General features: G+C 63.9%; 19 protein-coding genes, 2 tRNA genes and 1 riboswitch. Of the genes, 15 read left to right on the top strand and 6 right to left on the bottom strand.

From position 1 onward, the window contains the following. Window positions 1–320 precede the first annotated feature (320 nt). Both PQU89_RS14110 and PQU89_RS14105 read right to left on the bottom strand, forming a co-directional pair. Window positions 321–1,187, bottom strand: a complete 867-nt coding sequence (locus tag PQU89_RS14110; RefSeq protein WP_272766377.1) for a lipid A biosynthesis lauroyl acyltransferase — start codon at window positions 1,185–1,187, stop codon at window positions 321–323. Between the two features lie 12 nt (window positions 1,188–1,199). Then, window positions 1,200–2,081 carry a lysophospholipid acyltransferase family protein gene (locus tag PQU89_RS14105; protein WP_272766489.1) on the bottom strand — a complete coding sequence of 294 codons (882 nt, stop codon included), beginning with the start codon at window positions 2,079–2,081 and terminating at the stop codon, window positions 1,200–1,202. Between the two features lie 70 nt (window positions 2,082–2,151). On the opposite strand from PQU89_RS14105, the gene metK reads away from it, so the two are divergent. From metK to metF, 3 genes are all read left to right on the top strand, one after another. Next, window positions 2,152–3,321 carry a methionine adenosyltransferase gene (gene metK / locus PQU89_RS14100; RefSeq protein ID WP_047966938.1) on the top strand — a complete coding sequence of 390 codons (1,170 nt, stop codon included), beginning with the start codon at window positions 2,152–2,154 and terminating at the stop codon, window positions 3,319–3,321. Window positions 3,322–3,457: 136 nt separating this feature from the next. Beyond that, window positions 3,458–3,521, top strand: a riboswitch (S-adenosyl-L-homocysteine riboswitch). 104 nt (window positions 3,522–3,625) lie between these two features. Then, window positions 3,626–5,026 (top strand): adenosylhomocysteinase, encoded by a 1,401-nt coding sequence (gene ahcY / locus PQU89_RS14095; protein ID WP_272766376.1) that lies wholly within the window; start codon window positions 3,626–3,628, stop codon window positions 5,024–5,026. A gap of 147 nt (window positions 5,027–5,173) precedes the next feature. Then, on the top strand, window positions 5,174–6,010 hold the full coding sequence (gene metF, locus PQU89_RS14090; RefSeq protein WP_255909129.1) for a methylenetetrahydrofolate reductase [NAD(P)H]: 837 nt from the start codon (window positions 5,174–5,176) through the stop codon (window positions 6,008–6,010). Window positions 6,011–6,072: 62 nt separating this feature from the next. Here metF and PQU89_RS14085 read toward each other — a convergent pair whose 3' ends face one another. Further along, window positions 6,073–7,884 (bottom strand): sensor domain-containing diguanylate cyclase, encoded by a 1,812-nt coding sequence (locus tag PQU89_RS14085; RefSeq protein WP_272766375.1) that lies wholly within the window; start codon window positions 7,882–7,884, stop codon window positions 6,073–6,075. Window positions 7,885–7,977: 93 nt separating this feature from the next. Further along, window positions 7,978–8,460, bottom strand: a complete 483-nt coding sequence (locus tag PQU89_RS14080; protein ID WP_047966942.1) for an Lrp/AsnC family transcriptional regulator — start codon at window positions 8,458–8,460, stop codon at window positions 7,978–7,980. A gap of 270 nt (window positions 8,461–8,730) precedes the next feature. Here PQU89_RS14080 and hppD point away from each other — a divergent pair, with 270 nt between their 5' ends. The 5 genes from hppD to PQU89_RS14055 all read left to right on the top strand — a co-directional run bounded on the left by hppD (window position 8,731) and on the right by PQU89_RS14055 (window position 11,848). Beyond that, the gene (hppD, locus tag PQU89_RS14075; RefSeq protein ID WP_272756694.1) at window positions 8,731–9,807 is read left to right on the top strand and encodes a 4-hydroxyphenylpyruvate dioxygenase; all 1,077 of its coding nucleotides are present in this window, start codon (window positions 8,731–8,733) and stop codon (window positions 9,805–9,807) included. Window positions 9,808–9,926: 119 nt separating this feature from the next. Beyond that, window positions 9,927–10,910: a fumarylacetoacetate hydrolase family protein gene (locus PQU89_RS14070; protein ID WP_272766374.1), complete on the top strand. Its 984-nt coding sequence runs from the start codon at window positions 9,927–9,929 to the stop codon at window positions 10,908–10,910. Further along, on the top strand, window positions 10,903–11,562 hold the full coding sequence (gene maiA, locus PQU89_RS14065; protein ID WP_272766373.1) for a maleylacetoacetate isomerase: 660 nt from the start codon (window positions 10,903–10,905) through the stop codon (window positions 11,560–11,562). The genes PQU89_RS14070 and maiA overlap by 8 nt, the downstream gene beginning before the upstream one ends. Window positions 11,563–11,673: 111 nt before the next feature. After that, window positions 11,674–11,749, top strand: a tRNA-Phe gene (locus tag PQU89_RS14060). A 23-nt stretch (window positions 11,750–11,772) separates the two neighbouring features. Beyond that, window positions 11,773–11,848, top strand: a tRNA-Phe gene (locus tag PQU89_RS14055). A 166-nt stretch (window positions 11,849–12,014) separates the two neighbouring features. Here PQU89_RS14055 and PQU89_RS14050 read toward each other — a convergent pair. Both PQU89_RS14050 and PQU89_RS14045 read right to left on the bottom strand, forming a co-directional pair. Continuing rightward, on the bottom strand, window positions 12,015–12,614 hold the full coding sequence (locus PQU89_RS14050; protein ID WP_272766372.1) for a MarC family protein: 600 nt from the start codon (window positions 12,612–12,614) through the stop codon (window positions 12,015–12,017). 104 nt (window positions 12,615–12,718) lie between these two features. Next, the gene (locus tag PQU89_RS14045) at window positions 12,719–15,544 is read right to left on the bottom strand and encodes a THUMP domain-containing protein (RefSeq protein ID WP_272766371.1); all 2,826 of its coding nucleotides are present in this window, start codon (window positions 15,542–15,544) and stop codon (window positions 12,719–12,721) included. A gap of 115 nt (window positions 15,545–15,659) precedes the next feature. Here PQU89_RS14045 and mutY point away from each other — a divergent pair, with 115 nt between their 5' ends. The 7 genes from mutY (at window position 15,660) to erpA (ending at window position 22,780) form a co-directional block, all read left to right on the top strand. After that, a complete protein-coding gene (gene mutY, locus PQU89_RS14040) occupies window positions 15,660–16,730 on the top strand; it encodes an A/G-specific adenine glycosylase (RefSeq protein WP_272766370.1) in 1,071 nt (356 codons plus the stop codon). A 39-nt stretch (window positions 16,731–16,769) separates the two neighbouring features. Further along, window positions 16,770–18,977 (top strand): RelA/SpoT family protein, encoded by a 2,208-nt coding sequence (locus PQU89_RS14035; RefSeq protein ID WP_272766369.1) that lies wholly within the window; start codon window positions 16,770–16,772, stop codon window positions 18,975–18,977. Window positions 18,978–19,266: 289 nt separating this feature from the next. Beyond that, entirely contained in the window at window positions 19,267–19,983 is a 717-nt protein-coding gene (gene deoD, locus PQU89_RS14030) for a purine-nucleoside phosphorylase (protein ID WP_272766368.1), read from the top strand. A 352-nt stretch (window positions 19,984–20,335) separates the two neighbouring features. Continuing rightward, the gene (gene rplM, locus PQU89_RS14025) at window positions 20,336–20,764 is read left to right on the top strand and encodes a 50S ribosomal protein L13 (protein WP_047966949.1); all 429 of its coding nucleotides are present in this window, start codon (window positions 20,336–20,338) and stop codon (window positions 20,762–20,764) included. A gap of 17 nt (window positions 20,765–20,781) precedes the next feature. Further along, on the top strand, window positions 20,782–21,174 hold the full coding sequence (rpsI, locus tag PQU89_RS14020; RefSeq protein WP_047966950.1) for a 30S ribosomal protein S9: 393 nt from the start codon (window positions 20,782–20,784) through the stop codon (window positions 21,172–21,174). Between the two features lie 121 nt (window positions 21,175–21,295). Next, window positions 21,296–22,339: an N-acetyl-gamma-glutamyl-phosphate reductase gene (gene argC / locus PQU89_RS14015; RefSeq protein WP_272766367.1), complete on the top strand. Its 1,044-nt coding sequence runs from the start codon at window positions 21,296–21,298 to the stop codon at window positions 22,337–22,339. 90 nt (window positions 22,340–22,429) lie between these two features. After that, a complete protein-coding gene (gene erpA, locus PQU89_RS14010; RefSeq protein ID WP_120809234.1) occupies window positions 22,430–22,780 on the top strand; it encodes an iron-sulfur cluster insertion protein ErpA in 351 nt (116 codons plus the stop codon). Window positions 22,781–22,842 lie beyond the last annotated feature (62 nt).

Here is a 22,842-nt window from a genome sequence, read left to right as displayed (position 1 = left end):
GCCACGATCTGATCGTGGCGTTTTTGTTTGGCTGTCGACAGCGTGGGCCACGCTCCGGGTAGCCCGGGATGTTTGGAGATAAAGGTCTCAGCTCCCGATCGCAGCGGAGCAGGGCAGGGTTGGGGCTGTGCTGCGGCCATGTCGTCATGGTTGCGGCCAACCTTGGTCACGCGCAGGCCGGCACCAATCGGTATCACTTCTCTTCCGCTGCAACCGTGTCTTTACCCGGTGCGGAAAGCCCACTCACCGCCGGCTTGTCCCGAAAACAAAACGGGCAAGGTTGGCCGCAGCCGTCCTTGCCCGTGCTTGCTACCACCGGTTCAGTAAAAGCGAGCCTGTCCCTGTGGCCGGGTCTTGAAGCGCTTGTGCAGCCAGAAGTACTGTTCCGGCGCCTCCAGGATGCGCTGCTCCAGAAAGGCGTTCATGCGGCGGGTATCGGCTTCCAGGTTGTCGCTGGGGAAGTTGTCCAGCGGCGGATGGATGTCGAGCACGAAGCGCGCGCCTTCGCGGCGGGCGATCGCCGGCACTACCTTGGCTTTGGCGATGCTGGCAATGCGCGACAGGCCGGTGATGGTGGCAGCGTCGGTGGCGAAGAACTTCACAAAGATGGCGTCGCGCGGGCCGAAGTCCTGGTCCGGTAGGTACAGGAACGGGGTGTGTTCTTTGCGCATGGCCTTGATGATGCTGCGCAGGCTCTCCTGCCGCGACACGATAAAGGCATTGTCGAAGCGGTTGCGGCCCTGGTAGAACTGCGCGTCCAGCGTCTTGTTCTTCTGGTGCGAATAGACGCTGACCAGCGGTACCTCCAGGTTCAGGCGCAGCGCGCAGATCTCGAAGGCGACGAAGTGCGGGTAGAACAGCACCACGTCCTCGCCCGCCTCGCGCAGGCGGGTGATGTGTTCCAGCCCGCGCACCTCCACCAGCTGGCGCAGCCGCTGCGGCGACGACCACCACACGATGCCGTACTCCAGCACCAGCTTCATCATCTCGACAAAGTGGCGGCGGATCAGCTGGCGGCGTTGCGTCAGCCCCATGTCGGGAAAGCACAGGCGCAGGTTGATCAGACCGACGCGACGGCGTTCGCGGGCGAGCAGGTAGGCCAGTTGCCCCAGGCCCCAGGCCAGGGAGTGGATGACGGGCAGCGGCAACAGGCGGATCAGCCACAGCAGGGCTAGGGCGAATTTCATGCGGTATTCCAGTTAGGCTTGATCGGGGGACGGAGCGCCGGACGGCGTTTTGTAGCGGTTGTAGCTCCACAGATACTGTTGCGGCCAACGCTGGATCAGGCGTTCGACATTGGCGTTGACCACCGCGGCATCGGCCTCGCGTTCGCCGCTGAACTCGCCCTGCTGGCGGCTGATGTGGATGTGGAAGCCGGCACCGCCGGCCAGCCGTTCGCCTGTAAACCACAGCACGGCGACATTGTTCATCTGTGCCAGCCGCGCCAGCAGTGTCATGGTGAACGCCGGCTTGCCGAAGAACGGCGCCCACGCGCCTTCGCCGCTGCCGGGCACCTGGTCCGGCAGGATGATGGTGGCCTCGCCGGATTTCAGCGCCTTCATCAGCTGGCGCACGCCGGCGCCGGTGGCCGGCGCGGTGCGGCCTTTGCCGCGGGCGCGGCCCTCGTTCATGATCGGCTCCAGCCACGCCAGCTTCGGCGGACGGTACATCGCGGTCAGCGGGAACGGCAGCCGGGCCGAGATGTAGCGTCCGGCAATGTCGTAGCTGCCGAGGTGTGGGGTGACGAAGATTAGCCCCTTGCCCTCCGCCAGCGCCGCCTCGACATGCTCCCAGCCGTCGCAGCCCTGTACCAGCGAGGTGATGTAGTCCGGCTCGCGGCACCAGGCGATGGCCAGTTCCAGCGCACCCTTGCCGGTTTCTGCTGCACAGAGTTTGACGAGCGATTCGTAAAGCTGATAACTTCCAGCGATTTGACTGGTTTTGAGGTTTTCGCGTATGCGTTCGCGAAAACGCGGCGATAGGTAATAGAGGATTTTCCCCAGTAGGGCGCCCAACCGGTGCAGTGCCGGTAACGGCAACGCGGCCAGGGTCTGCAGGATGAGTCGTGCGATTCGGGTCATCATGGTCTGCTGGAAAGTAAACGCGCTATTTTATCATTAACTCAAAGGCCATTATTCGGGAACGGACACAATGAGCGAATATCTTTTTACATCTGAATCGGTATCTGAAGGCCATCCGGACAAGGTCGCGGACCAGATTTCCGACGCCATTCTGGACGCCATCCTGCGTGAAGACAAATACGCCCGCGTTGCGGCCGAGACTCTGGTCAACACCGGTCTGGTCGTACTGGCCGGCGAGATCACCACCACCGCCAACATCGACTACATCAAGATCGCGCGCGAAACCATCAAGCGCATCGGTTACGACAATACCGAGCTGGGTTTTGACCATCGCGGTTGTGCCGTGATGGTGTGCTACGACAAGCAGTCGCCGGACATCGCCCAAGGCGTCAACGAAGGCGAAGGCCTCGATCTGGACCAGGGCGCCGGCGACCAGGGTCTGATGTTCGGCTACGCCTGCGACGAAACCCCGACGCTGATGCCGTTCCCGATCTACTACGCGCACCGTCTGGTGCAGCGTCAGGCGGAACTGCGCAAGGACGGCCGTCTGCCGTGGCTGCGTCCGGATGCCAAGAGCCAGATCACCTGCGTCTACGACAGCGAAACCGGCCTGCCCAAGCGCATCGACACCGTGGTGCTGTCCACCCAGCACGCGCCGGAAATCGACCACAAGACACTGACCGAAGCGGTGATCGAGGACATCATCAAGCCGGTGCTGCCGGCGGAAATGATTACCGCCGAAACCAAGTTCCTGATCAACCCGACCGGCCGTTTCGTCATCGGCGGCCCGATGGGTGACTGCGGTCTGACCGGTCGCAAGATCATCGTCGACACCTACGGCGGTGCCGCACCGCACGGTGGTGGTGCCTTCTCCGGCAAGGATCCGACCAAGGTTGACCGTTCCGCCGCCTACGCCGGTCGCTACGTGGCCAAGAACGTGGTCGCCGCCGGTCTGGCGCGCCAGTGCCAGATCCAGGTTTCCTACGCCATCGGCGTCGCCGAGCCGACCTCGATCTCGGTGGACACCTTCGGCACCAACGCCATTCCGAACGAGCGCATCGTCGAGCTGGTAAAACAGCACTTCGACCTGCGTCCGAAGGGCATCGTGCAGATGCTGGACCTGTTGCGTCCGATCTACACCAAGACCGCCGCCTACGGCCACTTTGGCCGCGAAGAGCCGGAGTTCACCTGGGAACGTACCGACAAGGCCGCCGCGCTGCGCGCCGCTGCCGGCCTGTAAGCTACTCACCTTGTTGTGCACCAAGGCCTCGCAAGAGGCCTTTTTCTTTGCCGCCCGGCACCGCCCGCGGCGGCCTTGTCGCCAGTGCGGCGTGCTTGCGGCCAACCTTGCGCCGCAAGTTCTGCCATAATGGCGGGATTCCGGGGAGCGCTGCGAGGCCACGCCCCAGGCCCGGAAACGCAAAACGGCGCTCACCTGCTTTTCATTGAACGGCTCCGATCGGGCCGCTTCAGGATAACCCGTGCCGGGCACGGGATGCGCGGGTGAGCCATCCCTCCCGGCCTTCGTGACAAAGGAATACACGATGGCTGCATTCAACGACTATCTCGTTGCCGATATCAATCTGGCAGATTGGGGCCGCAAGGAACTCAATATTGCCGAGACCGAAATGCCGGGCCTGATGGCCACGCGCAAGGAATACCAGCACAGCCAGCCGCTGCGCGGCGCGCGCATCGCCGGTTCGCTGCACATGACGGTACAGACCGCGGTGCTGATCGAGACGCTGACCGCGCTGGGCGCCGAAGTGCGCTGGGCATCGTGCAATATCTTCTCCACCCAGGACCACGCCGCCGCCGCCATCGCTGCGGCCAACATTCCGGTATTCGCCTTCAAGGGCGAGAGCCTGGACGAGTACTGGGAGTTCAGCCACAAGATCTTCGAATGGCCGGAAGGTCAGCCGGCGAACATGATCCTCGACGACGGTGGCGACGCCACCCTGCTGCTGATGCTGGGCAGCAAGGCGGAGAAGGACCTCGGCGTGATCGGCCATCCGACCAACGAAGAAGAAACCGCGCTGTTCGCCTCCATCAAGCGTCACCTGGAAATCGATCCGCAGTGGTACTCCAAGCGTCTGGTACACATCAAGGGCGTGACCGAGGAAACCACCACCGGCGTGCATCGCCTGTACCAGCTGGAAAAGGACGGCCTGCTGCCGTTCCCGGCCTTCAACGTCAACGACTCGGTGACCAAGTCCAAGTTCGACAACCTGTACGGCTGCCGCGAATCGCTGGTCGACGGCATCAAGCGCGCCACCGACGTGATGATCGCCGGCAAGGTTGCTGTGGTGCTGGGCTACGGTGACGTGGGCAAGGGCTGCGCGCAATCGCTGCGTGGTCTGGGCGCTACCGTATGGGTCACCGAAATCGATCCGATCTGCGCGCTGCAGGCGGCGATGGAAGGCTACCGCGTGGTACGCATGGATGAGGTCTGCGATCAGGCCGACATCTTCGTCACCACCACCGGCAACGTCGGCGTGATCAATCACGAGCACATGAAGAAGATGCGCAACAACGCCATCGTGTGCAACATCGGCCACTTCGACAGCGAGATCGAAGTCGCTTCGCTACGCCAGTACCAGTGGGAAAACATCAAGCCGCAGGTCGACCACATCATCTTCCCGGACGGCAAACGCATCATCCTGCTGGCCGAAGGCCGCCTGGTGAACCTGGGCTGCGCCACCGGCCACCCGAGCTTCGTGATGTCCAACTCCTTCACCAACCAGGTGCTGGCGCAGATCGAGATCTTCGCCAACGAGCACAAGTACGAGAACAAGGTGTACGTGCTGCCCAAGCATCTGGACGAGAAGGTGGCGCGCCTGCACCTGGAGCGCATCGGTGCCCGCCTGACCGAGCTGTCCGACGAACAGGCCAGCTACATCAGTGTGCCGAAAGACGGCCCATATAAGCCGGCACACTATCGTTATTGATATTTGATGTCCGGTGAAAACGGACAGGGCCGTAAAATGCCCTGTCCGTTTTTTTGTGCGGCCAACGTTGGTCGCCGCCCGTCAGCGGCGCCAGACCGACACGGGATGCCAGGGAAACCATCACCAACCTTGCCGCAAGAGCTTGCCATGACCGAACGTAACCGTACCTTCAGCTTCGAATTCTTCCCGCCGCGCACCCCGGAAGGCGTGGCGAAACTGCGTACCACCCGCCAGCAACTGGCGCAGTTCAAGCCGGAGTTCTTCTCCGTGACCTTCGGTGCCGGCGGCACCACCCGCGACGGCACGCTGTCCACGGTGCTGGAAATCCGCAACGAGGGCTACGCCGCCGCACCGCACCTGTCCTGCATCGGTTCCACCCGAGACAATATCCGCTCCATTCTCAACGAATACCGCAACCACGGTATCCGCCACATCGTGGCGCTGCGCGGCGACATGCCGTCCGGCATGGTCGAGGCCGGGGAGTTCCGCTACGCCAACGAGCTGGTGGCCTTCATCCGCGAAGAGCACGGCGACCACTTCCATATCGAAGTGGCGGCCTATCCGGAATTCCACCCGCAGGCCAAGTCCGCCGAGGACGACATCAACAATTTCGTGCGCAAGGTGAACGCCGGTGCCAACTCGGCGATGACGCAGTACTTCTTCAACGCCGACAGCTATTTCCGCTTCGTCGACGAGGTGCAGGCACGCGGCGTGGACATCCCGATCGTGCCGGGCATCATGCCGATCGCCAACTTCGGCCAGCTGTGCCGCTTCTCCGACATGTGCGGTGCGGAAGTGCCGCGCTGGCTGCGTTTGCGGATGCAGGCCTATATGGACGACAGCGCGTCGATCCGTGCACTGGGGTTGGATGTGGTGACCGAATTGTGCGACCGCCTGCTGGCGAACGGCGCGCCGGGGCTGCACTTCTACACCCTGAATCAGGCCGGCACGGTGTCCACCATCTGGCAGCGCCTGGGGCTGTGAGCGCGGCCGCTAGCTGCGGCGCGATGGCACCATGAAAAACCGCAGCGCAGGCTGCGGTTTTTTCATGGGCTCACGGCGCTGACGCAGCGGTTGCGGCCCTGTGCCTTGGCCTGGCGCAAGGCGTGGGCCGCCTCGCCGATCAGGTCGTCGATATCGTCGTGGCGGCGCAGGTCCAGCGTGGCGCAGCCGACACTGACGCTGACAAAGCTGGATACCCGCGATGCCGGGTGCGGCAACTGCAGCGCGGCGACCGCCTGGCGCAGCTCCTCGGCCACGGCGGCGGCTTGCGCCGCGTCGTGCTGCGGCAGCAGCAACAGCATGGTGGCGCCCTTGATACGCACCGCGAGGCCGGGATGCGTCGTCAGCTGCGCCTGCAGCAGCTGCGCGATGTGCAGCAGGCAGTCGTCACCGGCTAGGTGGCCGGCGTGGCTGTTGTAGGCGGCGAACTGGTCGATGTCCAGCATCAACGCCGACAGCGCCTGCTGGCGCAGGAAGGCCTGTTCGAACAGCGGCTGCTTGTCCTGCTGCAGGCGGCTGACGCTGGCCAGCCCGGTCAGGCCGTCGCAGTGACTCTGCGCCTGCAGCCTGGCGTTGGCCACCGCCAGCTGCTGCGTCAGCGCCTCGTGCTGTTGCAATTGCTGGTGACGCAGCAGCAGTCCGGACAGCTGTTCGGCAAACAGCCGCAGCAGCGTCAGCTCCTTGTCCAGCCAGTCGTGTTGGCGGTTGACCACCTCGCAGCCGAAGATGCCGTGCAGCGGCGCCGCGTGATCGAGCGCGATCAGAACCAGGCTGCGGATGCCGTGCTCGGCCAGCAGCAGGCGCTCGCCGTGGCCGTCCGGCGGAATCTCCTCCAGCCGGCTGATGGTGAGCTGTGCCTGCTGTCGCAGCTGCGGCAGCAGCCAGGGCGAGTGCTGCAGTGACGTTTGCAGGTAAAAGCCGCCGTCTGGCGGCAACTGGGCGTTTTGCCAGCTGATGTGCTGCTGCAGCGCCTGCCTGTCATCCAGCAGCAGCAGGTAGCAGCGGTCGACGCCCAGCAGGTGGCCGATGCGCGCGAGGGCATCGGCGACGGCGTCGCGCTGTTCTGCCGGCGGCAGGAGCAGGAAACTGTGCGACAGCTTGGCCAGCAGTTGCTGCGAGCGGGTTAGCTGGTCGAGTTCAGTGGTGCGCTGGCTGGCCAGCTCGCTGAGCTGTTCGCGTTGCTTTTGCAGCTCGTTGCCACGCTGCTGTTGCTGCTGCAGCTGTTGCTGCCAGCCCTGGCGATAGCGCTGCAGCTGTTTGCCCAGCAGGCTCAGCTCGCGCTCGCCGTCGGTCAGCGGCAATGGCTGCTCCTTGTGCAGCTGGCCGACCAGCTGTTCCAGCGGGCGCAGCAGGTGGCGCTGCATGAAGTGACGGCACAGCAGCAGCATCAGCAGCATGGCGGTCATCAGGCTGGCGGCGAACAGCAGGCTGCGCAGGCGCAGTTGCAGCAGCAGCTCCTGCTGGCCGAGGTGCAGGCGCAGGCTGGCCAGCGGCTGGTTGCCGGAGCGTTCGGACTGTACCGGGAAATCGCGGATCCACTCGCTGTGCGCTGTCGGGTGCAGCTGGCTGCTCTGGCGCTGGCCGAGGTTGGTGATCAGCTCGACGCGGTTGACGCCGTCGAGCTGGTTGATGCTTTCCAGTAGTTGCTGGGTGTTGTGCTGGTCGAGGTCCCACACGCTTTGCGCCAGCACGCCGACGAAGCGCTGTTCCACCAGCGTGTGCAGCTGTGCCAGCCGCTGCTCGATGTCGCGCAGGCCGAGCAGGTAGTGGCTACCGCCGCCGAGCACGCCCAGCAACAACAGGCACAGCACGCCGCGCCATTGCAGGCGGCTGGATAAGGAATTGGTAGCGGCCACTGGGGATCCCGTTTTGCTGCCGAAGGTGTTCTGGATGATAGCGGAATGGGGCTGCGGCAGGAAATGCCCCCGCACGCGGCGGGGGCAGGGGACTTACGGATTCAGGTGCGAGATCGGCAGCGAGGTGGTCTGCTTGAATTCCTTCAGCACGAAGCTGGACTTCACGTCCTCCACCCCTGGCTGCTGCAGCAGGTCATCCATCACGAAGCGCGAGAAGTGCTCCAGATCCTCGAAGTACACCTGCAGCAGGTAGTCCATCTCGCCGGTCATTGCGTAGCAGTTGACCACTTCCGGCCAGCGCTGCACCGCGTCCATGAAGCCCTGCAGATGGGCGTTGCCGCGCTTTTCCAGCGTGACGCGCACGAAGGCCTGCAGGCCGAGGCCGATCTTGGCCGGATCCAGCAGCGCCACGTACTGACGGATGACGCCGGAGTCCTCCAGCTGCTTTAGGCGGCGCAGGCAGGGCGACGGCGATAGTGCCACCTTTTCCGCCAGTTCCACGTTGGTCAGCCGGCCATTGGCCTGCAATGCGGCCAACATTTTTATATCTGTCTTGTCCAGGGGTGCCGTAGGCATGTTATCTCCTGATGATGGGTTTGCTCTGGAATATTGTTTTAAGTTTTTTGTTTTCTCGGCACTATATCGCAAGAAAATTGCGGTTGAGTTTACTTAGAATAAAGCGCCTGAGCCAGACATTTTACACGGTGGCGCCAGATCGCCGGATATTGTCTACATCATGCGGCCGCGACTGCGTCCGACACGCAACGGCAAGCCAGCCGCCTCGCACACGCCGGGCGGCGGCACCACAGAGACAGCGTCGACCACGACGCGCAAGAGGAGAGATGAATGAAAATGGAACATCAACTGATGAACCCACTGGCAACCGATGGCTTCGAGTTTGTCGAGTACACCGCCCCCAACGCCGAAGGCGTCGAAAAGCTGAAAGCGCTGTTCCTGTCGCTCGGCTTTATCGAGATTGCGCGCCATCGCAGCAAGAACGTCAGCCTGTTCCGCCAGGGTGACATCAATTTCATCCTCAACGCCGAACGCACCCAGCCGGCCTCCGAGTTCGCCACCGTGCACGGCCCGTCCGCCTGCGCCATGGCCTGGCGCGTGAAGGACGCCGCCAAGGCTTATGACTACGCGCTGGCGCACGGCGCCAAGCCGTATGTGCGCCCGGTCGGCGCCATGGAACTGAACATCCCGGCGGTGGAAGGCATCGGCGGCTCGGCACTGTACTTCGTCGACCGCTACGGCCACGACAAGGACATCTACGAGATCGACTTCGTGCCGCTGGAAGGCGTCGACCAGCACCCGGCCGGTGTCGGCCTGCAGGTGATCGACCACCTGACCCACAACGTGATCCGCGGCAATATGGAGAAGTGGGGCTCGTTCTACGAGAACATCGCCAACTTCCGCGAAATCCGCTACTTCGACATCGAAGGCAAGCTCACCGGTCTGGTATCCAAGGCGATGACCAGTCCGTGCGGCAAGATCCGCATCCCGATCAACGAGTCGTCCGACGACAAGAGCCAGATCGAGGAATTCCTCAAGCAGTACAACGGCGAGGGCATCCAGCACATTGCGCTGACCACCGAAGACATCTACACCACAGTAGAAACGCTGAAGGCGCGCGGCACCCGTTTCCTCGACACCCCGGACACCTACTACGCCAAGGTTGACCAGCGCGTGCCGAACCACGGCGAGGACTTGGCGCGGCTGCAGAAGAACAGCATCCTGATCGACGGCGCGCCGGTGGAAGGCATCCTGCTGCAGATCTTCACCGAAACCGTGATCGGGCCGATCTTCTTCGAGATCATCCAGCGCAAGGGCAACGAAGGCTTCGGCGAAGGCAACTTCCGCGCGCTGTTTGAATCGATCGAGGAAGACCAGATCCGCCGCGGCGTGCTGAAGGCTGACTGAGCGCGCCGGCGGCGGCGTGACAGCCGCATTGCCGCGTGAACGCATAGCAGCACAAGGTTGGCCGCAGCAGATTGCTGCGGCCAACGTGTATCGACACCGTTCCAGACGAGACCACCCACATGAAACTCGCCACCTACCAGAACAACACCCGCGACGGCCAGCTGATGGTCGTCAGCCGCGACCTCTCCCGCGCCATCGCCGTACCGCAGATCGCCGCCACTCTGCAGCAGGCGCTGGATAACTGGGCGCAGGCCGAGCCGCAACTGCAGCAGGTCTACATTGCACTGAATCAGGACGAGGCCGCCGGTGCCGTCGCCTTCGACGCGGCGCGTTGCCACAGCCCGTTGCCGCGCGCCTACCAGTGGGCGGACGGCAGTGCCTACCTCAACCACGTCGAGCTGGTGCGCAAGGCGCGCGGCGCCGAGGTGCCGGAGAGTTTCTACCACGACCCGCTGATGTACCAGGGGGGCTCCGACGCCTTCCTGCCGCCACGCTCGCCGATTCCGCTGCGCGACGAGGCGTGGGGACTGGATTTCGAGGGCGAGGTGGCGGTGGTCACCGGCGACGTGCCGCTGGGCAGCGATGCCGCCGAGTGCGCCACCCACATCCGCCTGCTGATGCTGGTCAACGACGTCACTCTGCGTAACCTGATTCCGGGCGAACTGGCCAAGGGCTTCGGCTTCTTCCAGAGCAAGCCGGCGACCGCGTTCTCGCCGGTAGCGGTGACCCCGGACGAGCTGGGCGACGCATGGCAGGACGGCAAGGTGCATCTGCCGCTGCTGGTCGATTACAACCACGCCTTCTACGGCAAGCCGAACGCCGGCGTCGAGATGCAGTTCAGCTTCCCGCAGCTGGTGGCGCACGTGGCCAAGACCCGCGAACTGGTCGCCGGCTCCATCGTCGGCTCCGGCACCGTGTCCAACCACGACCGCAGCACGGGCAGCTGCTGCCTGGCCGAGCAGTGCATGATCGAGATCATCGACACCGGCGCGGCGATCACCCCGTTCATGAAGGTGGGCGACACGGTGCGCATCGAGATGAAGGATGCCGCCGGCCACAGCATTTTCGGAGCCATCGCACAGACGGTGGTCAAGCATGGCTGACGCGGCCAACGTTGGCCGCACGCTGTACGGCTATTTCCGTTCCTCGGCCGCCTACCGCGTGCGCATCGCGCTGAACCTGAAAGGGCTGGCCTACGCCCAGGCGCCGGTCAGCCTACTGCGCGGCGAGCAGCGTAGCGCCGATTATCTGGCGCTCAATCCGCAGGGACTGGTGCCGGCGCTGCTGGACAACGGCGTGCTGCTGACGCAGTCGCTGGCGATCTGCGAGTACCTGGACGAGGCCTATCCGGACAGTGCACGGCTGCTGCCGGACGGCGCGGTGTTGCGGGCACGGGTGCGTGCGGTGGCGCAGGCCATCGCCTGCGACATCCACCCGCTCAACAACCTGCGCGTGCTGAATTATCTGAAAACCGAGCTGGGACAGGGCGAGGACGCGCGCAACGGCTGGTACCGGCATTGGGTAGCGACGGGCTTTGCCGCGCTGGAGCAGCAGCTGGCCGCCAGCGCCGGACGCTACTGTTTCGGCGACGCGCTGACGCTGGCCGATGTCTGCCTGCTGCCGCAGGTGTTCAATGCGCAGCGCTTTGCCATCGACATGGGCGGCTACCCGTTGCTGGCGCGTATTGCGGCCAACCTTGAGCAGGTACCGGCGTTTGCGGATGCCCAGCCGTCACGGCAGCCGGACGCGCAGTAAATGGTTAAAAACCGCCGTTATCGGCGGTTTTTTCCGGAAATGCCTTGACGCGCAAATTCTGATCTGCTTTAATGCGTGCCTCTGATGCAGCACGCAAGTGCGCGGCAAAGAGGCCAATTAGCTCAGTTGGTAGAGCAACGGATTGAAAATCCGTGTGTCCTTGGTTCGATTCCGAGATTGGCCACCACTTTCCCCCTGCGCCAGATGTTTGGCCAATTAGCTCAGTTGGTAGAGCAACGGATTGAAAATCCGTGTGTCCTTGGTTCGATTCCGAGATTGGCCACCAAATATGAAAAGCCGCAATCCTTAACGGGTTGCGGCTTTTTGCATTGCTGTCCCTCCTGTGGCAGAGCAGGGCGGTCTTGGCTCCGGCGCGGAGCAGTGCCCGCCTGCGCGATTGCGCCGCAAAGAAGGCGCTGCCGCGGGCGCCGTTGCGGCCCGGGGCGCCCGCCTCAGGCCAGCTTCTTGATGTAGGCGGCGACGCCACCCAGCAGCATCTCGATCGAGATCGCGGTCAGCACCAGTCCCATCAGCCGCTCCAGCGCGGTAATCGCCTGTTCGCCGAGCAGTTTCTGCAGCCGGCCAGAGAACAGGAACACCAGTAGCGTCACCAGCATGGTCAGCGTCAGTGCGCCTATCCACTCCAGAATCCGCTCCGGCTCGCGCGTCGACATCAGCAGCACGGTGGCCATCGCCGACGGGCCGGCAATCAGCGGCACCGCGATCGGCACGATGAACGGCTCGCCGCTCAACTGGTTGCCGGCGTGGCCGCCTTCGCCGGGGAAGATCATCTTCAGCGCGATCAGGAACAGGATCACGCCGCCTGCCACGCGCAGGCTCTCGTCGGTGAGGTGCATCACCTCCAGGAAACCCTTGCCGAAGAACATGAAGGTCAATAGCACGCTGAAGGCGATGAAACACTCGCGGAACACCACGCGGCGGCGGCGCTCCGGTTTCACCTGCTTCAGTGCCGAGATGAACAGCGGGATGTTGCCCAGCGGATCGGTGATCAGGATCAGCAGGATGGTGGCGGAGAGAAAGGATGTGTCCATGGCTGCCTCGGTAGGGGTGGATGGCAAAAGGGCGTGCGATGAATTATCGCACGCCCTTGCTTAGTGGCTACTGCCATGCCCCGTTGCTGAACGGGGCTGTCGCATTATTCCTTGCGGTTGGAACCGGCCACCAGCGGGAAGGCATAGACGCGGCACTCCAGCGCGCCGTTGTACAGCAGCGGCCGCGCTTCGGCATTCAGGCGCATCAGGGCCGGCAGACGGCTGTCGGCGGTCATCAGGTGCGCGGTCCAGCCGGCAAAGTTGCGCTTCAGCCAGGTCGCCAGGCGCGGGTACAGCTCGGCCAGCGAATCCTGCTCGTCGAGGCGGACGCCGTACGGCGGGTTGCACACCAGCAGGCCGTTGGCGGCGGGCGCCTGCAGCTCGGTGGCGTCGCCGTGGCTGAGCGTGACCAGCGACTCCAGGCCGCAGCGTGTCAGGTTGTGGCGCGCAATCTCCACCATTTCCAGCGACGCGTCGTTGCCGTAGATCGCCAGCTTTTCCAGCGGCCGTACTGCCAGCTCGGCATCGTTGCGGATGCTGTGCCACAGCAGGTCGTTGTGGGTGTTCAGCTTTTCAAAGGCAAAGCTGCGCAGGCGGCCCGGCGCGCGGTTGAGCGCGATGTCGGCGGCCTCCACCAGGAAGGTGCCACTGCCGCACATCGGGTCCAGCAGCGGCTGGCTGCCGTTGTAACCGGCGCTGAGCAGGATGCCGGCGGCCAGGTTTTCACGCAGCGGTGCCTCGCCGGTTTCGTCGCGCCAGCCGCGCTTGAACAGCGCTTCGCCGCTGGTGTCGAGATAGATCTGCACGTCGAAGCCGGACAGGAACACGCGGATGCGGATGTCCGGGCGGCGTGTGTCCACGCTCGGGCGCTCGTCGTTCAGCGCGCGGAAGCGGTCGCAGATTGCGTCCTTCACGATCAGCGACACGTAGTCGATGCTGCGCAGGCGGGCGTGGCCGTCGGTCTTCACCTTGATGGTGTTGCTGACGTCGAACAGCGCCGGCCAGTCGATGCTCTTGGCCAGAGTGTAGATGTCGCGCTCGATCTGGAAGCTGCCTTGCGCCAGCTGTTGCAGCAGGCGGCTGGCGGTACGCGAGTGCAGGTTGACCCGCATCATCACTTCCTGGTTGCCGGTGAAGTGCACTCCGCCGTCGGTCAGCTGCAGTTCGCTGCCGCCTTGCTGGCTGATTTCCTCGGCCAGCAGTTTTTCCAGGCCGCGCGGGCAGCTGGCGAACAGCGCCAGCTGGCCTTGCTGCAGGATGCGCGGTTGCGGCTTGGCGTACGGTGTGCGGCCAACGTTGGCCGCATCGCCGCGTTGCGGTGCGCTGCCGCGCGGGGCATCGCTACGCTGTGGTGCATTGCCCTTGCCGAACAGCGTGCGGGGCGCCTGCTCGTCGCGCGGCGCGCTGCGTTCGCGGTCGAAGCGTGGCTTGCTGTCCTGCTGCCATGGCTTGCGTTCGCCGTCGCGTGCCGGGCTACTGCGGTCGAAGGTACGGTCACGCTGGAAGCCGCTTTCGCGCACGCCGCTTTGCTCGCCACGGGCGTCAAAGGTGCGGTTGCGCTGGAAGCTGCCTTCGCGGGCTTCGCCGTACGGGCGGTCGTCGCGGCGTGGTGCACGCTCGTCGCTATCGTGCGCTTCGTCACGGCGTGGCGATTTCAGAAACGATTTCGGGCGGGCTGGCTCGGCGGCTTCGCGCGGCTCGGCGGCCGGAAAGCTACGCGGTGCGCTGGCGTCATCGTCGCGGCGCGGCGTTTTCAGGAATGATTTCGGACGTGCCGGCTCGGCCGGTTCGCGCCGTTCCGGTGCCTGGAAGTCCGGGTGCGCTTTGCCGCGGATGCCGGCCACGCGGTCGCGGGTGTAGCTGCGCTCGCCACTGGCCGCCGCGCTGTCGCTGCTGCTTGGTGCTGCCGGGGTGTTGTCTTCGCTGATCTTGCGGTTGCCGAACAGTACTTTCGGGCCGTTGCCCTCGGCGGCCGGGCTGCGCGGTGCGCTATCGCGCTGGAAGCCGCCTTCACGCGGCTGCTCACCGCCGAAACGTGGCTTATCGTCAAAGCGCGGTTTGTTGAAACCACCTTCGCGTTGTGCCTGGTCGCGGTCACGCTGGAGGCCGCCTTCGCGCGGCTTGTCGCCACCAAAACGCGGTTTGTCGTCAAAGCGCGGCTTGTTGAAGCCGCCGTCACGTGGTGCCTGCTCGCGGTCGCGCTGGAGGCCGCCTTCACGCGGCTTGTCGCCACCGAAACGCGGCTTGTCAGCGTCAAAGCGTGGCTTGTTGAAACCACCTTCGCGCGGAGCCTGGTCGCGGTTGCGCTGGAAGCTGCTCTCGCGCGGCTTGTCGCCGCCAAAACGCGGTTTGTCGGCGTCAAAGCGTGGCTTGTTGAAGCCGCCGTCGCGCGGCGCCTGGTCGCGATCACGCTGGAAGCCGCCCTCGCGCGGCTTGTCGCCGCCGAAACGCGGTTTGTCATCAAAGCGCGGCTTGTTGAAGCCGCCTTCACGTGGTGCCTGGTCGCGATCGCGCTGGAAGCTGCCTTCACGTGGCTTGTCGCCACCGAAGCGCGGTTTGTCGTCAAAGCGTGGCTTGTTGAAGCCGCCTTCACGTGGTGCCTGGTCGCGGTCGCGCTGGAAGCTGCCCTCGCGCGGCTTGTCGCCACCGAAACGCGGTTTGTCGTCAAAGCGTGGCTTGTTGAAACCGCTGTCGCGTGGCTGATCGCCACCGAAGCGCGGTTTGTCGTTGCCGAAGCGCGGGTCCTTGTCACGGGGGGCGCCGAAGCGACCTTCCTGCCGTGCATCGCCGGCGCGTGGTTTTTGCTGGAATGGCTTGTCGCCACGCGGGCCGGGCGGGGCATTGTTCCCGGCTGGTGGCGTGGCGCGCTCGGCGGTCGGAGTGGGCTGACGGCGTTGCGCGGCGCGCTGGCGGGAACGGAAGGTCGACATCTGAGGGTAATCCTTTCAAAACAATCCTTTATTCTAGCTGATTTCGCCGGCAACTTCTTGGTAGTCGCGGATGATTGGTTTACCATGGCCGGTTCGATTCGGATTGGATGATGCGATGACCTTGCAGTCGGCGTTTGCGGCGCGCCTAGTCGCCTGGCAGAAACAGCACGGCCGGCACGGTTTGCCGTGGCAGGTCAGCGATCCTTATCGCGTGTGGCTGTCGGAAATCATGCTGCAGCAGACGCAGGTGAGCACGGTGCTCGGCTACTACGCACGCTTCCTCGGGCGTTTCCCGGATCTGGCCACGTTGGCCGCCGCGCCGGTGGACGACGTGCTGGCGCACTGGAGCGGCCTCGGCTACTACACTCGTGCCCGTAATCTGCACAAGGCGGCACAGCAGGTGATGGCCGGCTTTGGCGGCGAGTTTCCGGCGCGGCGCGAGGCGATCGAAACGCTGCCCGGCATCGGCCGTTCCACCGCGGCGGCGATTGCCGCCTTTGCCTTCGGCCAGCGTGAAACCATACTCGACGGCAATGTCAAACGGGTGCTGACGCGCTGCTTCGGTATCGACGGCTATCCCGGCGACAAGAAGGTGGAGGTGCAGTTGTGGACGCTGGCGGAGAGCCTGCTGCCGGCCGCCGACGGCGACATGGTCGCCTACACCCAGGGGCTGATGGATCTGGGTGCCACCGTCTGTAGCCGCGCGCGTCCGGCCTGCGGCGTCTGTCCGATGGCGGACGGTTGCGTCGCCGCCCGTGACGGGCGCACCGCCGAGCTGCCGCAGCGCAAGCCGAAAAAGGTGCAGCCGGAGCGGGAGACGGTGATGCTGATCGCGCTGCACCGGGGGCAGGTGCTGTTGCAGCGCCGGCCGCCTTCAGGCATCTGGGGCGGCCTGCTGTCGCTGCCGGAGTTCGAGTCCACGCTGGCGATTGCCGACTGGCTGGCGGACAACGGCGACGGCGAACTGCTGCCGGTGTGGCCGGAATTGCGCCACGTGTTTACCCATTTCCGTCTCACCATCACGCCGCAGTGCGTGCCACTGCAAAGGTTGGCCGCAAGCCATTGTGCCGAAGACGGCCGTGTGTGGCTGCCGCTGGCACGCGCGCTGGACGCCGGGGTACCGACCCCGGTACGCAAATTGCTGTTGCAGGCCTTGCAGTCGCCGGCCGGCGCCACCATTGATTAACCCCGATACGCCATCACAGGCAGGGTGAAAGACTAGACCATGGTTTCCGTTGTTCGATCTGTTGCCGATACGCTGGCCGATGCGGCCGATCCGGGGCGCTGGCTGGCGCAGCTGTCCAGTTCGGTCGCGCCCGACGACATGGCGATGCTGGAAAAGGCGTTTGCGGAAGCGCGCGAGCTGTACCGCGACAAGAAGCTGCCGCACACCGGCGAGGACGTGTTCAGTCACGCGGTGGCGGCGGCGGCGATCGTCGCCGACCTCAACCTGCTGACCGACGCCATCGTTGCCACGCTGCTGTTCGCGGTGCCGGACTACCGTGCCGACTGGCAGGAGTGGCTGCCGAAGGCGTTCAACCGCACCGTGCTGACGCTGGTGGAGGGCGGCAACCGTGTGCGCCGCCTCACCGAGATCGCGCGCATCGACAGGTTCGCCACTCCGGAAGACAGCGCGCGGCAGGCGGAAACCATGCGCAAGATGCTGCTGGCGATGGTGGCCGACATCCGCGTGGTGCTGATCAAGCTGGCGTGGCGCACGCAGACCATGCACTACCTGCCGCAGTGCGACGAGGTCATTCGCCGCCAGATCGCGCGCGAGACGCTGGAACTGTTCGCGCCGCTGGCCAACCGCCTCGGCGTGTGGCAGATCAAGTGGGAGCTGGAAGACCTCGGCTTCCGCCACACCGACCCGGATAACTACAAGAAGATCGCCAAGCTGCTCGACGAGCGGCGGCTGGAGCGCATCGACTACATCGAACGGGTGCTGGACACCCTGCGCGGCGAGCTGCGCCAGGCCGGAGTCAAGGGTGACGTCGCCGGCCGGCCGAAGCACATCTTCTCCATCTGGAAGAAGATGAAGAAGAAAAAGCTCGACTTCTCCGAGCTGTACGACATCCGCGCGGTGCGCATCCTGGTGGAAAAACTGCAGGACTGCTACACCGTGCTCGGCCTGATCCACAGCATGTGGCAGCCGATTCCCGGCGAGTTCGACGACTACATCAGCAATCCGAAGGCCAACGACTACCGCAGTCTGCACACCGCGGTGATCGGCCCGGAAGACCGCGTGGTGGAGGTGCAGATCCGCACCTTCGAGATGCACGAGCACGCCGAATTTGGCGTCGCCGCGCACTGGCGCTACAAGGAAGGCGGCAAGGGCGACAGCCAGTACGAGGAGAAGATCTCCTGGCTGCGGCAGTTGCTGGACTGGCGCGAGGACATGTCCGGCTCCGACCGCGAGGGCCTGGCCGATGCGTTCAAGACCGAGCTGTTCGCCGACACCATCTACGTGCTGACGCCGCAGGGGCGGGTGCTGGCGCTGCCGCAGGGCGCCACCGCCATCGACTTTGCCTACGCGCTGCATACCGACGTCGGCCACCACTGCCGCGGCGCCAAGGTCGAGGGCCACATCGTGCCGCTGTCGACGCCGCTGCAGAACGGCCAGCGCGTCGAGGTGCTGACCGCGAAGGAGGGCGGCCCGTCGGTAAACTGGCTGCACGAAGGCTGGGTCAAGAGCCATCGCGCCATCTCCAAGATCCGCCAGTACATCCGCCAGCAGAACCTGGACGCGGTGCGCGAAACCGGGCGCCACATTTTTGAGCGCGAGCTGGCGCGCCATCCCGGCGTGCAGCCTAACCTGGCGCAGGTGGCGGAAAAGCTGGGCTACGACAAGCTGGACGAGGTCTATGCCGCGCTGGGCCACGGCGAACTGGGCACCCGCGCCGTCAACCAGGCCTTCGTCAGCTTTGCGCCGCCGCCGCCACCGGACGTCAATCCGGAAGACATCGTCCGTCGCAGTCGCGGCGGCCACGACGCCGGCGGCGTGCTGATCGAGGGCGTCGGCAACCTGATGACGGTGCTGGCCAAGTGCTGCCGTCCGGCGCCACCGGACAGCGTGGTCGGCTTCGTCACCAAGGGCCGCGGCATCTCCATCCACCGCAGCAGCTGCATCACGCTGAAGCGGCTGTCGGCGGACGTGCCGGAGCGGCTGATCGCCGCCGACTGGGGTGAGCAGAAGGGCAGCGTGTTCCCGATCGACATCGACATCCTCGCCAGCGACCGCCCGGGGCTGTTGCGCGACATCTCCGACGTGTTCTCGCGCGAGAAGCTGAACGTGATCGGCGTCAACACCCTGTCGCGCGAGCAGAAGGCGCGGCTGCGCTTCACGCTGGAGGTGCGCCACGTGCGCGACATCAGCCGCGTGCTGTCGCACCTGATGGAAGTGCGCGGCGTGCAGGAAGCGCGCCGCGTGTAAGCGTCGGCCACGGCAGGCGGCAGTACCCGACAAGGTTGGCCGCAAGCGTTGCGGCCAACCTTGTTCCATTTGCGGGGCCGACGCCCGTGAGTCCGCCACCGGCGGCGCGCAGTGCCCTGGGTGGCCGCGCACTGCGCCTGGCTACCGTTTCGTGGTGTCAAGATCGCGGCCGGCGACAGCGCTGGCGCTTGCCGGGCGCCGCGCTATCATGGCAAGCATGGGCCGCACTCCGGGCGGCAGGCTGCGTGGCGGCCTGTTGCGCATGGCGGCATGACACAGGAGAGCAAACATGGCGACACCGCATATCGGCGCCGCAGCCGGCGACTTTGCCGACATCGTGCTGATGCCGGGCGATCCGCTGCGCGCCCGGCTGATCGCGGAAACGTATCTGCAGGACGCGGTGCAGGTCACCAGCGTGCGCAACGTGTTCGGCTACACCGGCAGCTACCGCGGCAAGCGGCTGTCGGTGATGGCGCATGGCATGGGTATCCCGTCGGCCAGCATCTACGCCACCGAGCTGATCAAGGACTATGGCGTGGGCACCCTGATCCGCATCGGCTCCTGCGGCTCGGTGGATGACGTGCGCCTCAAACTGCGCGAAGTGGTGATCGCCATGGGTGCCTGCACCGACAGCAAGGTCAACCGCCTGCGCTTGCTGGATCATGACTTTGCCGCCATCGCCGACTTCGAGGTGCTGCGCACCGCGGTGGAGGTTGCCGCGCGGCTGGGCAAGCCGGTGCGGGTCGGCAACGTGTTCTCTACCGACCTGTTCTACGGCGTGCAGCCACAGCTGCTGGACGCGCTCAAGGGCATGAATGTCAATGCTGTGGAAATGGAAGTCGCCGGCATTTACGGTGTTGCGGCGCAATATGGTGCCCGCGCGCTGGCCATGCTCACGGTGTCGGACGTGATTCCGACCGGGGAGGCCATGGACGCCGAAGCCCGCCAGAACAGCTTCCACGACATGATGGAAATCGCGCTGGAGACCGCGTTGCAGCTGGATTGAGCGGGGCCGGCTGCGGCATGCGGGCCACAGTTGGCTCCACTGTGGCGCAACTTAATACTGCGCTGCACAAAAAAACTTGCAAAACCCAATACGGGTCACCATAATCACAACTGCATCAGGACGTTGCATATCGTGTGCGTTTTGGTGTTGTCTCCTCCATCCTCCTTCTAAAGGTGGAACTTGGCGCGATCAGTCTCTTGGTTGCGCCCTTTTTTTTGCTTGTTGTCCACACTCTGTTGCCGCAGCGGGTGTTTTTGGTCGCGATTCCCCGGTGAAAGCCAGCTTCGGTTTGACAGCGAAATAGTCTTGTAATAGACTCCGGAACTTTCAAGAATTACGATGGTAGAGTTCCATGAAGACCTTTTCTGCCAAGCCGCATGAGGTAAAGCGCGAGTGGTTTGTGGTCGACGCCGAAGACAAGGTGTTGGGCCGTCTTGCCGCTGAAATCGCACGCCGCCTACGTGGCAAGCATAAGCCGGAGTTCACTCCGCACGTTGATACTGGTGATTACATTGTTGTCGTTAACGCAGAAAAACTGCGCGTAACCGGTAACAAGGCACTGGACAAGAAATACTATCGCCACTCTGGCTACCCTGGTGGTATCTATGAGCGCAACTTCACCGAACTGCAAGACAAGTTCCCTGAGCGCGTTCTGGAGAAAGCCGTAAAAGGCATGCTGCCTAAGGGTCCGCTGGGTTACGCGATGATCAAGAAGCTCAAGGTTTACGCCGGCACCGAGCATCCACACACCGCGCAACAGCCTAAAGTGCTGGAAATCTGATCAGAGGCAATTAATAGATGAACGGTAAATATTACTACGGTACCGGCCGTCGCAAGAGCTCTGTAGCTCGTGTGTTCATGCAAAAAGGCTCCGGCCAGATCATCGTTAACGGCAAACCTGTCGACCAGTACTTCGCTCGCGAAACTGGCCGCATGGTAATCCGTCAGCCACTGCAAATCACCGATCACCTCGAGTCCTTCGACATCATGGTGAACGTATGCGGTGGTGGCGAAACTGGCCAGGCTGGTGCCATCCGTCACGGTATCACCCGCGCTCTGGTTGACTTCAGTGCTGAACTGAAACCGACCCTGTCGCACGCCGGCTTCGTTACCCGCGATGCCCGTGAAGTTGAACGTAAGAAAGTCGGCTTCCGCAAGGCACGTCGTCGCAAACAGTTCTCCAAGCGTTAATCTGTTTGTACCGATCGAAAAAGCCACCCAGCAGGGTGGCTTTTTTCTTTGTTGCAATGCCTTGCCGCACTCCTTACCATGTCGCCTTTGCGACATTTTTTTATATTGTTAGGAGCGCAGCATGATCAAGGTGGGCATTGTTGGCGGCACCGGGTATACCGGCGTGGAGCTTTTGCGTCTGTTGGCCAACCATCCTTCGGCCAAGGTGACCGCCGTCACTTCGCGCAAGGAAGCGGGGATGAAGGTCGCCGAGATGTTCCCGTCGCTGCGTGGCCGTGTCGATATCGCCTTTTCCACGCCAGATGAAACCGATCTGAAAGCCTGCGACGTGGTGTTTTTCGCCACGCCGCACGGGGTGGCGATGGCGCAGGCGCGCGAGCTGCTGGAGGCCGGGGTCAAGGTCATCGACCTGGCCGCCGACTTCCGCCTGAAGGACCCGGCCGAGTTCGCCAAGTGGTACGCGATGGAGCACGGCTGTACCGACCTGCTGGCCGAGGCGGTCTACGGCCTGCCGGAAGTGAACCGAGACGCGATCAAGAGCGCGCGCCTGATCGGCATGGCCGGCTGCTATCCGACCTCGGTGCAGCTGGGGTTGTTGCCGCTGCTGGAAGGCGGCAAGCAGTATGTCGAAACCACCACCCTCATCGCCGACTGTAAGTCCGGCGTCTCCGGCGCCGGGCGCAAGGCCGAGGTCGGTACCCTGTTTGCCGAGTCGGCCGACAACTTCAAGGCCTACGGCGTGAAGGGGCACCGCCACTCGCCGGAGATCGAGCAGGGTCTGTCGCTGATCCATGGCGCGCCGGTGAAGCTGACCTTCGTGCCGCACCTGACGCCGATGATTCGCGGCATCCACTCCACCATCTACGCCCGCATCAAGCCGGAAGGCCGCGATGTCGACTACCAGCAACTGTTCGAGCAGCGCTTTGCCGCCGAGCCGTTCGTCGACGTGATGCCGGCCGGCAGCTGCCCGGAAACACGCTCGGTACGTGGCGGGAATACCGCACGCATCGCGGTGCATCGCCCCGGCAATGGCGATTTGCTGATCATCCTGGTGGTGGAGGATAATCTGGTGAAAGGGGCATCCGGCCAGTCGGTGCAGGTGATGAACCTGATGTTCGGGCTGCCGGAAAATGCCGGTCTCGACATCGTGCCGTTGCTGCCCTGAACTTGAAGACTCGCCAGACGACCCAATATCCGACTAAAATAGTAGGATGAAAGGCCGTCTTGCGGCCTGTCCTGTACCGTGAGGCTTAAAATGACTGCTGCTGCTGAAACCCTGTCCCCGATCAACTTTACCGACAGCGCCTGCGCCAAAGTGCGTGACCTGGTGGCTGAAGAAGGTAATCCTGACCTGAAACTGCGCGTGTTCGTCACCGGCGGTGGCTGTTCTGGCTTCCAGTACGGTTTTACGTTTGACGAGATTGCCAACGAAGACGACACCACCATTGAACGCGAAGGCGTGGTGTTCCTGGTCGACCCGATGAGCTACCAGTATCTGGTCGGTGCCGAAATCGACTACCAGGAAAGCATCGAGGGTTCGCAGTTCGTGATTCGCAATCCGAATGCAGAGACCACTTGTGGCTGCGGCTCGTCGTTTTCGGTATAAGTACGGCATTGCCAGCACCTGAAACCCGGACCTGGTGTCCGGGTTTTTCAACTTCAGGGTCC

Source organism: Vogesella indigofera (genome assembly GCF_028548395.1).
Taxonomy (GTDB): domain Bacteria; phylum Pseudomonadota; class Gammaproteobacteria; order Burkholderiales; family Chromobacteriaceae; genus Vogesella; species Vogesella indigofera_A.
The sequence above is the reverse complement of the archived record's forward strand: the minus strand, read 5'-3'. Positions and strand labels throughout refer to the sequence as shown.

Coding starts and splice junctions, on each gene's coding strand:
- argC (WP_272766367.1), top strand. CDS start 21,296: ATGATCAAGGTGGGCATTGTTGGCGGCACCGGGTATACCGGCGTGGAG.
- PQU89_RS14070 (WP_272766374.1), top strand. CDS start 9,927: ATGAAACTCGCCACCTACCAGAACAACACCCGCGACGGCCAGCTGATG.
- maiA (WP_272766373.1), top strand. CDS start 10,903: ATGGCTGACGCGGCCAACGTTGGCCGCACGCTGTACGGCTATTTCCGT.
- rplM (WP_047966949.1), top strand. CDS start 20,336: ATGAAGACCTTTTCTGCCAAGCCGCATGAGGTAAAGCGCGAGTGGTTT.
- mutY (WP_272766370.1), top strand. CDS start 15,660: ATGACCTTGCAGTCGGCGTTTGCGGCGCGCCTAGTCGCCTGGCAGAAA.
- deoD (WP_272766368.1), top strand. CDS start 19,267: ATGGCGACACCGCATATCGGCGCCGCAGCCGGCGACTTTGCCGACATC.
- ahcY (WP_272766376.1), top strand. CDS start 3,626: ATGGCTGCATTCAACGACTATCTCGTTGCCGATATCAATCTGGCAGAT.
- PQU89_RS14110 (WP_272766377.1), bottom strand. CDS start 1,187: ATGAAATTCGCCCTAGCCCTGCTGTGGCTGATCCGCCTGTTGCCGCTG.
- metK (WP_047966938.1), top strand. CDS start 2,152: ATGAGCGAATATCTTTTTACATCTGAATCGGTATCTGAAGGCCATCCG.
- rpsI (WP_047966950.1), top strand. CDS start 20,782: ATGAACGGTAAATATTACTACGGTACCGGCCGTCGCAAGAGCTCTGTA.
- PQU89_RS14050 (WP_272766372.1), bottom strand. CDS start 12,614: ATGGACACATCCTTTCTCTCCGCCACCATCCTGCTGATCCTGATCACC.
- metF (WP_255909129.1), top strand. CDS start 5,174: ATGACCGAACGTAACCGTACCTTCAGCTTCGAATTCTTCCCGCCGCGC.
- erpA (WP_120809234.1), top strand. CDS start 22,430: ATGACTGCTGCTGCTGAAACCCTGTCCCCGATCAACTTTACCGACAGC.
- PQU89_RS14080 (WP_047966942.1), bottom strand. CDS start 8,460: ATGCCTACGGCACCCCTGGACAAGACAGATATAAAAATGTTGGCCGCA.
- PQU89_RS14035 (WP_272766369.1), top strand. CDS start 16,770: ATGGTTTCCGTTGTTCGATCTGTTGCCGATACGCTGGCCGATGCGGCC.
- PQU89_RS14105 (WP_272766489.1), bottom strand. CDS start 2,081: ATGACCCGAATCGCACGACTCATCCTGCAGACCCTGGCCGCGTTGCCG.
- PQU89_RS14045 (WP_272766371.1), bottom strand. CDS start 15,544: ATGTCGACCTTCCGTTCCCGCCAGCGCGCCGCGCAACGCCGTCAGCCC.
- hppD (WP_272756694.1), top strand. CDS start 8,731: ATGAAAATGGAACATCAACTGATGAACCCACTGGCAACCGATGGCTTC.